The following is a 6,373-nucleotide window of genomic DNA, read 5'->3' on the forward strand; positions in this document are numbered from 1 at the left end:
ATTACCGCCCTTCTTTGACCTTGCGCTTCACGCTGTACATCTGCTCATCCGCATGGCCAATAACCTCTTCCAAGTCTATTTCTTCATGGAAGATTGTTTCATATATTCCAAGGCTGGCAGAAATATTGTATTCCAGCCTCTCGCTTTCATCATTTAATTCGTCTTCAATATCAGCAATGATTTCGTCTGTATTACAGTCACCGATAACAAAACTAAACATCTCATCGCCACCGAATCTTACGCTGATAGCGCTAGGTGGGCATGCGTCTGTAAGTGCCTTGGCAACTGTAGCAATGGCATGGTCACCAGCACTATGGCCGCAGGTATCGTTGATAGATTTCAGACCGTTTAGATCAGCCATAATAACTGTGAGTGGCTGTCCGTTATTAACAGGATTCTCCTTCAACTCCTCAAAATGACCCTTGAATGCCATTCTGTTATAGAGCCCTGTAAGAGCATCATTCTGATACATTCTCCTGATTTTATCACGGAGATATTGCTGATATTTCATTGAAACATAACCGCCAATTCCCATTCCAATACTGTTGGTAATAGCCGGCATTTTCGCGTAGTCAATAATATCAAATCGTGGGTATGTATAGCAAATAAATCCTGGGGATTTACCCATGTATTCAAGTGCATTGAAAACCAATGGATAACCCTTCTCCAAAATTCCATCTAAATGAGGAATGATTGTCTCTGAATCATAAGGTTTAATCTTGTCCTCGTCAGAATATGAATCAAGGAATACGCACTTATTCCCACTGGTAGCTTCTTCAACGAAAAAATTGTTTTCCAAATCAAAACAAGACTCCTCTATAACGCAACAGGTATGAGCTGTCATAGGATTCTTCAGATAATGAATACATTCCTCCAAAGACTGTCCTCCCATTGTGCGGGAAGCGATGTTTTGCATAATATGGATATCATCCTGATGATGATAAAATCTATTGTTCAAACCATCTACAACTGACAATAAATCAAGCTGACATCTTGGACATCCGCAGGATTCGTTTGCAATAAATGATGGTGTAATCCACTTTTCAACATATTTCTCGCCCTTAACCAACTGCTTAACTACTTCCATTATAGCTGCAGCAAGCTCCTTGCTATTGCAGGCTGCTGTAGTAATTCCAGGAACAGACCAAAATGCTTCTTCTATACCATCAAAACCTGTAACGATAATGTCATCAGGTATCCTAAGCCCTGCCTCCTGAAAAACATCACAGACATTAATAGCCATGATGTCGTTGGCACAAATAACTGCTTCTGGAAGGCTGCCTTTTCTAATGATTTCCTGGGCTGCAAGTCTGGCTGGCATAGACCAGAAATCACCATAGCTAAGCATACTTTCATCGAAAGCTATTCCGTTTTCAGCAATTACCTTTTTGAATACCTCTATTCTGGCATTTGAAAACTCGCTTGTGCGTTTTCCTGCCATGAAATGAGGACGGGTAACATGATGATCTTCGATGACATGGCGCACTACGGCCTCAAAGCCCTTTTCATAATCATAATTTACAAAGGAAACGCCATCATAATGACCATCTATCACAACTGAAGGTACATTATAATTATCCGCCTTTTCGATAATACTCTGGACAAGCTCGCGACTCTTTATTTTCTCATCCATGATAACAAGAGCATCGGTCTTGTCGTATGGAATCAAATCAAAGACTGCAGTTTCCGCCTGATTGTCACCGCTGTTGCCAATCTCCGTATTCAATGCATAGACAAACAGGCAGCAATCCTTTTCATTTAAAAGCCTGTTTAACTCTGCTACAAAACTAAATACCTGCGCATCGTAAACTCGATATGCGCATAGAACCACTAATTTCTTGCCGTTGATCATAGCATTTCTCCCAATACGAAATTCACCCCATACTACTGTGACTATTGTACTCTATTTTTATGTTTTTTTCGTTATTTATTTTTAAAAAAGTTACTATTCACAGTTATAAAATATTAAAATATATTCTGTCCAAATTCATTTGGTAAAGAATAATTTTTAATATTTTATAAACTGGAATCAGTGGCTCTACCATATGAATAATGTTAAGTGCTTTAGCACTGAGAAAGAAGTCTGAAAAACTTCCATTATGAATATGGGTAGAGCTACTGTGAATAGTAACTTAATTATCAATAAGTTTCCATCTCTGGGGTCAAAAAATTTCCTTATTTTTGGTTAATTGAACAAAAATTATATCTGCAATGTATTAATTGAAGTACATTGTTATTTTCTTGTCAGACATATGTTATAGTATTTCTCAGCTAGCGTGTTAGACGCATCTAACTGTCCAATGATATGCGTAAGCACAACCCCAACTAGCGTGAAGCATTTAATGTTATTGTAGTAGAAAGGAAGAATAATCATGGCAAATCACGATTTCTCACAGTGGGATGGATTCGTAGGTCGCGTTTGGAAAGACAACGTTGATGTACGTGATTTCATCCAGAACAACTACACTCCATATGATGGAGATGAATCTTTCTTAGCAGACCCAACAGAGGCTACAAACACTCTCTGGGGAAAGCTTCAGGAACTTCAGGCAGCTGAACGTGCAAAGGGTGGCGTTCTCGACATGGATACAGATATTGTATCTTCACTTACTTCTCACGGCGCTGGTTACATTTCAGAAGAGACAAAGGATCTCGAGCAGATTGTTGGTCTTCAGACAGACAAGCCTCTTAAGAGAGCTTTCATGCCATTCGGTGGTATCACAATGGCTGAGCAGTCTTGCAGAATGTATGGTTATGAGCCAAGCGAGAAGCTTCACGAGATCTTTACAAAATATCACAAGACACATAATCAGGGTGTATTCGACATCTACACACCAGAGATGAAAAAGGCCCGTCACAATAAAATTCTTACAGGTCTTCCAGATACATACGGACGTGGACGTATCGTAGGCGATTACAGACGTGTTGCTCTTTACGGTATTGATTACCTTATCGAGAAGAAACAGGCAGATTTCGCAGCTACAGCTCGTCAGGGTATGCGTCGTTACGATTTCCAGCTTCGTGAGGAAATCACAGATCAGATCAATGCTCTTAAGGGCATGAAGGAAATGGCTGCTATCTACGGCTACGATATTTCTAAGCCAGCTGGTACAGCTAAGGAAGCTGTTCAGTGGTTATACTTCGGTTACCTTGCAGCTATCAAGACACAGAATGGTGCTGCTATGTCAGTAGGTCGTGTTTCTACATTCCTTGATATCTACTTCTCACGTGACCTTGCAAAGGGAATCATCACTGAGTCTGAGGCACAGGAAATCATCGATCACTTCACAATGAAGTGCCGTATGGTTAAGTTTGCTCGTATCGAGTCTTACAACCAGCTCTTCTCAGGTGACCCAGTTTGGGCTACTCTCGAGGTTGGTGGTATTGGTCTTGATGGTCGTCACCAGGTTACAAAGACTTGCTACAGATTCCTTCACACACTTGAGAACATGGGACCTTCACCAGAGCCAAACCTTACAGTTATGTACTCAAGCCGTCTTCCTGAGTCATTCAAGAAGTACGCTTCAAAGATTTCTGTTACTACATCTTCTATCCAGTACGAGAATGATGATGTAATGCGTGTAACATGGGGCGATGATTACTCAATCTGCTGCTGTGTATCTGCAACAGAGACAGGTAAGGAGCTTCAGTTCTTCGGTGCTCGTGCAAACCTTGCTAAGTGCCTTCTTTACGCTATCAACGGTGGTGTTGATGAGAAGTCTGGCGACCAGGTTGGACCAGAGTACAAGGCTATCACATCTGAGTACCTTGACTATGATGAGGTTATGCAGAAGTTCGACCAGATGATGGATTGGCTTGCTCACCTCTATGTAGGTACACTTAACATGATTCACTACATGCACGACAAGTACTACTATGAGGCTTGCCAGATGGCCCTCATCGATACACACGTACGTCGTTCATTTGCTACAGGTATTGCTGGATTCTCACACTGTGTAGATTCACTTTCAGCTATCAAGTATGCAAAGGTTAAGGCTATCCGTGATGAGAACGGCATCACAAAGGACTTCGAGATTGAGGGAGATTTCCCACGTTACGGTAACGATGATGACAGAGCTGACGAAATCGCTATCTGGCTTCTTCGTACATTCATGGGCAAGCTTCGTCACATCCATACATACAGAGATTCAGAGCCTACAACATCAATCCTTACTATTACTTCAAACGTAGTTTATGGTAAGGCTACAGGTGCTCTTCCAGATGGTCGTCCAGCTGGCGAGCCACTTTCACCAGGTGCTAACCCATCATACGGTGCTGAGGTTAACGGTCTTATCGCTTCCCTCAACTCTGTTGCTAAGCTTCCATATGAAGAGGCACTTGATGGAATCTCTAACACACAGACAATCAACCCAGGTGCTCTTGGTCACACAGATGAGGAGCGTACAGCAAACCTTGTTAACGTACTTGATGGTTACTTCGATCAGGGTGCTCATCACCTTAACGTTAACGTATTTGGTAAGGAGAAGCTCATCGATGCTATGGAGCATCCAGAGAAGCCAGAGTACGCTAACTTCACAATCCGTGTATCTGGATACGCTGTTAAGTTCATTGACTTAACAAAGACTCAACAGCTTGACGTTATCGCACGTACTTGCCACGAGGCACTTTAAGATATAAGAGGTAATATAATGAGTGAAATAGTTGGTTATGTTAATAAGCTGGAAAGCTTCGGTGCCGTCGATGGCCCTGGGGTCCGCTACATCATTTTCCTAAACGGCTGCAAAATGCGCTGTGCCTTCTGCCACAACCCAGACACATGGGCTGAGGGAGTTGGCCAGGAATTCACTGCAGATGAGCTTTTGAAAAAGGCTCTTCGCTTCAAGCCATACTGGAAAAAAGATGGTGGCATCACAGTAAGTGGTGGCGAGCCACTTCTCCAGATTGACTTTATGCTGGATTTATTCAGAAAAGCTAAAGCTCAGGGTATCAACACCTGCATCGATACAGCAGGCCAGCCTTTCACTCATGATGAACCTTTTTATTCTAAGTGGAAGGAGCTAATGAGCCTTACTGATACAGTTTTACTAGATATTAAAAATATTGACCCTGCTGCTCATAAGGAGCTTACTGGAGTGGATAACGCCAACATTATTCAGATGGCTCAGGAAATTTCAGATATGAATATTCCTATCTGGATCCGCCACGTTCTCGTTCCAGGTTGCAGTGATAATGATGACTACCTACGCCGAACTCGAGAATTCATTGACACATTAAAATCAGTTGAACGTGTAGAAGTTCTTCCATATCATACACTCGGTGTTCCAAAATACATGGAGATGGGTATTCCATATCGTCTCGAAGGTGTGGAATCACCTAGTGCAGAACGTATTGCAAATGCAAAAGAGATTTTAGGCGCAAAATAATTTTTGGGGTTACAAAATTTAATTTTCTGTGATACAATCTCTCAGCAATACAAAAATGGTTTTATTGGAAACGAAACATCCTCCGGATGATAACGAACAACACATTTTTATTATGTTATTCATTATCAGAAGGAGGATTTTTTATGCCTAAAAACAAATTTCAGGATGTAGTATTTACAATTATTATGGCCACAGTCATGGTCTATGGAATGGTAGTTTACAACGTAGCACTTAACATGGGTGGTGTTACAAACGCTACTTTCGTAATCGCCCTTTCAGAGCTTCCTATCATGGTGCCAATCGCTTTCGTATTAGAGTTTTTCATTGTTGGAAAGATTGCAAAAGGACTTGCTTTTTCAGTAATTGATCCAACTAAGGACAATCCACATTTCATCACTTATGCTATTTCAATTTGCATCTGCTGTATCATGTGCCCTACAATGAGCCTTATCGCTATGTTCCTTTTCAAGGATACACACTCATTTGGAACATGGATTCAGACATGGGGTATGAATTTCCCAATGGCGCTTTTATATCAGCTCTTCTACTGTGGCCCATTCGTAAGATTAATTTTTAGAACTATTTTTAGAGAGAAATAAAGATAAGTTTATCTCAGAGGTTTAGTCTATGGCTAAACCTCTTTTTATTTGAGCTTTGTTCATTCTATCTGCCAAGAGTCCCAGTCAAGTGCAAGGCCTGGCGGCTCGGCTTCGCCGCCTCTTGACAGCGCCTCTTTTGGCAGATACTAGGCAAACAAGCTCAAAAAAATAGGACTGTGGCGAAGCCCTTTGTCAAAAGATAACGAGAATATGCAATTTATAAGAATGGCTCTGACAAAAATTTGCCTGCAAGTTCCTTATTTTGTCACTGGACAACGAAGGTATGCGACTTACAGAACGCTTCCTGACAAAAAATGACTATTATTAAAGTTTTTTGTCAAAGGCTAACGAAAGAATAAGCTTTATCAATTGTTTTATGACAAAATGATT

General features: G+C 41.1%; 4 protein-coding genes. 3 read left to right on the forward strand and 1 reads right to left on the reverse strand.

What is annotated here, in order from left to right; genetic code table 11:
- Window position 1 precedes the first annotated feature (1 nt).
- Window positions 2-1,852, reverse strand: coding sequence for a GGDEF domain-containing protein (locus tag G592_RS0115125; RefSeq protein WP_028248540.1), 1,851 nt, complete (start codon window positions 1,850-1,852; stop codon window positions 2-4).
- 520 nt (window positions 1,853-2,372) lie between these two features.
- On the opposite strand from G592_RS0115125, the gene pflB reads away from it, so the two are divergent.
- The 3 genes from pflB (at window position 2,373) to G592_RS0115140 (ending at window position 5,983) form a co-directional block, all read left to right on the forward strand.
- Window positions 2,373-4,631 (forward strand): formate C-acetyltransferase, encoded by a 2,259-nt coding sequence (gene pflB, locus G592_RS0115130; protein WP_028248541.1) that lies wholly within the window; start codon window positions 2,373-2,375, stop codon window positions 4,629-4,631.
- A gap of 18 nt (window positions 4,632-4,649) precedes the next feature.
- Complete coding sequence (pflA, locus tag G592_RS0115135; protein WP_028248542.1) at window positions 4,650-5,384, forward strand: pyruvate formate-lyase-activating protein; 735 nt, start codon at window positions 4,650-4,652, stop codon at window positions 5,382-5,384.
- Window positions 5,385-5,527: 143 nt separating this feature from the next.
- Window positions 5,528-5,983 carry a hypothetical protein gene (locus tag G592_RS0115140; protein ID WP_028248543.1) on the forward strand — a complete coding sequence of 152 codons (456 nt, stop codon included), beginning with the start codon at window positions 5,528-5,530 and terminating at the stop codon, window positions 5,981-5,983.
- Window positions 5,984-6,373 lie beyond the last annotated feature (390 nt).

This window comes from Pseudobutyrivibrio ruminis CF1b (genome assembly GCF_000424005.1).
Classification (GTDB): domain Bacteria; phylum Bacillota; class Clostridia; order Lachnospirales; family Lachnospiraceae; genus Pseudobutyrivibrio; species Pseudobutyrivibrio ruminis_C.

What these genes read in the sequence shown, in the direction of transcription:
- G592_RS0115125 (WP_028248540.1), bottom strand. Translation starts at nt 1,852, where the DNA reads ATGATCAACGGCAAGAAATTAGTGGTTCTATGCGCATATCGAGTTTAC.
- pflB (WP_028248541.1), top strand. Translation starts at nt 2,373, where the DNA reads ATGGCAAATCACGATTTCTCACAGTGGGATGGATTCGTAGGTCGCGTT.
- pflA (WP_028248542.1), top strand. Translation starts at nt 4,650, where the DNA reads ATGAGTGAAATAGTTGGTTATGTTAATAAGCTGGAAAGCTTCGGTGCC.
- G592_RS0115140 (WP_028248543.1), top strand. Translation starts at nt 5,528, where the DNA reads ATGCCTAAAAACAAATTTCAGGATGTAGTATTTACAATTATTATGGCC.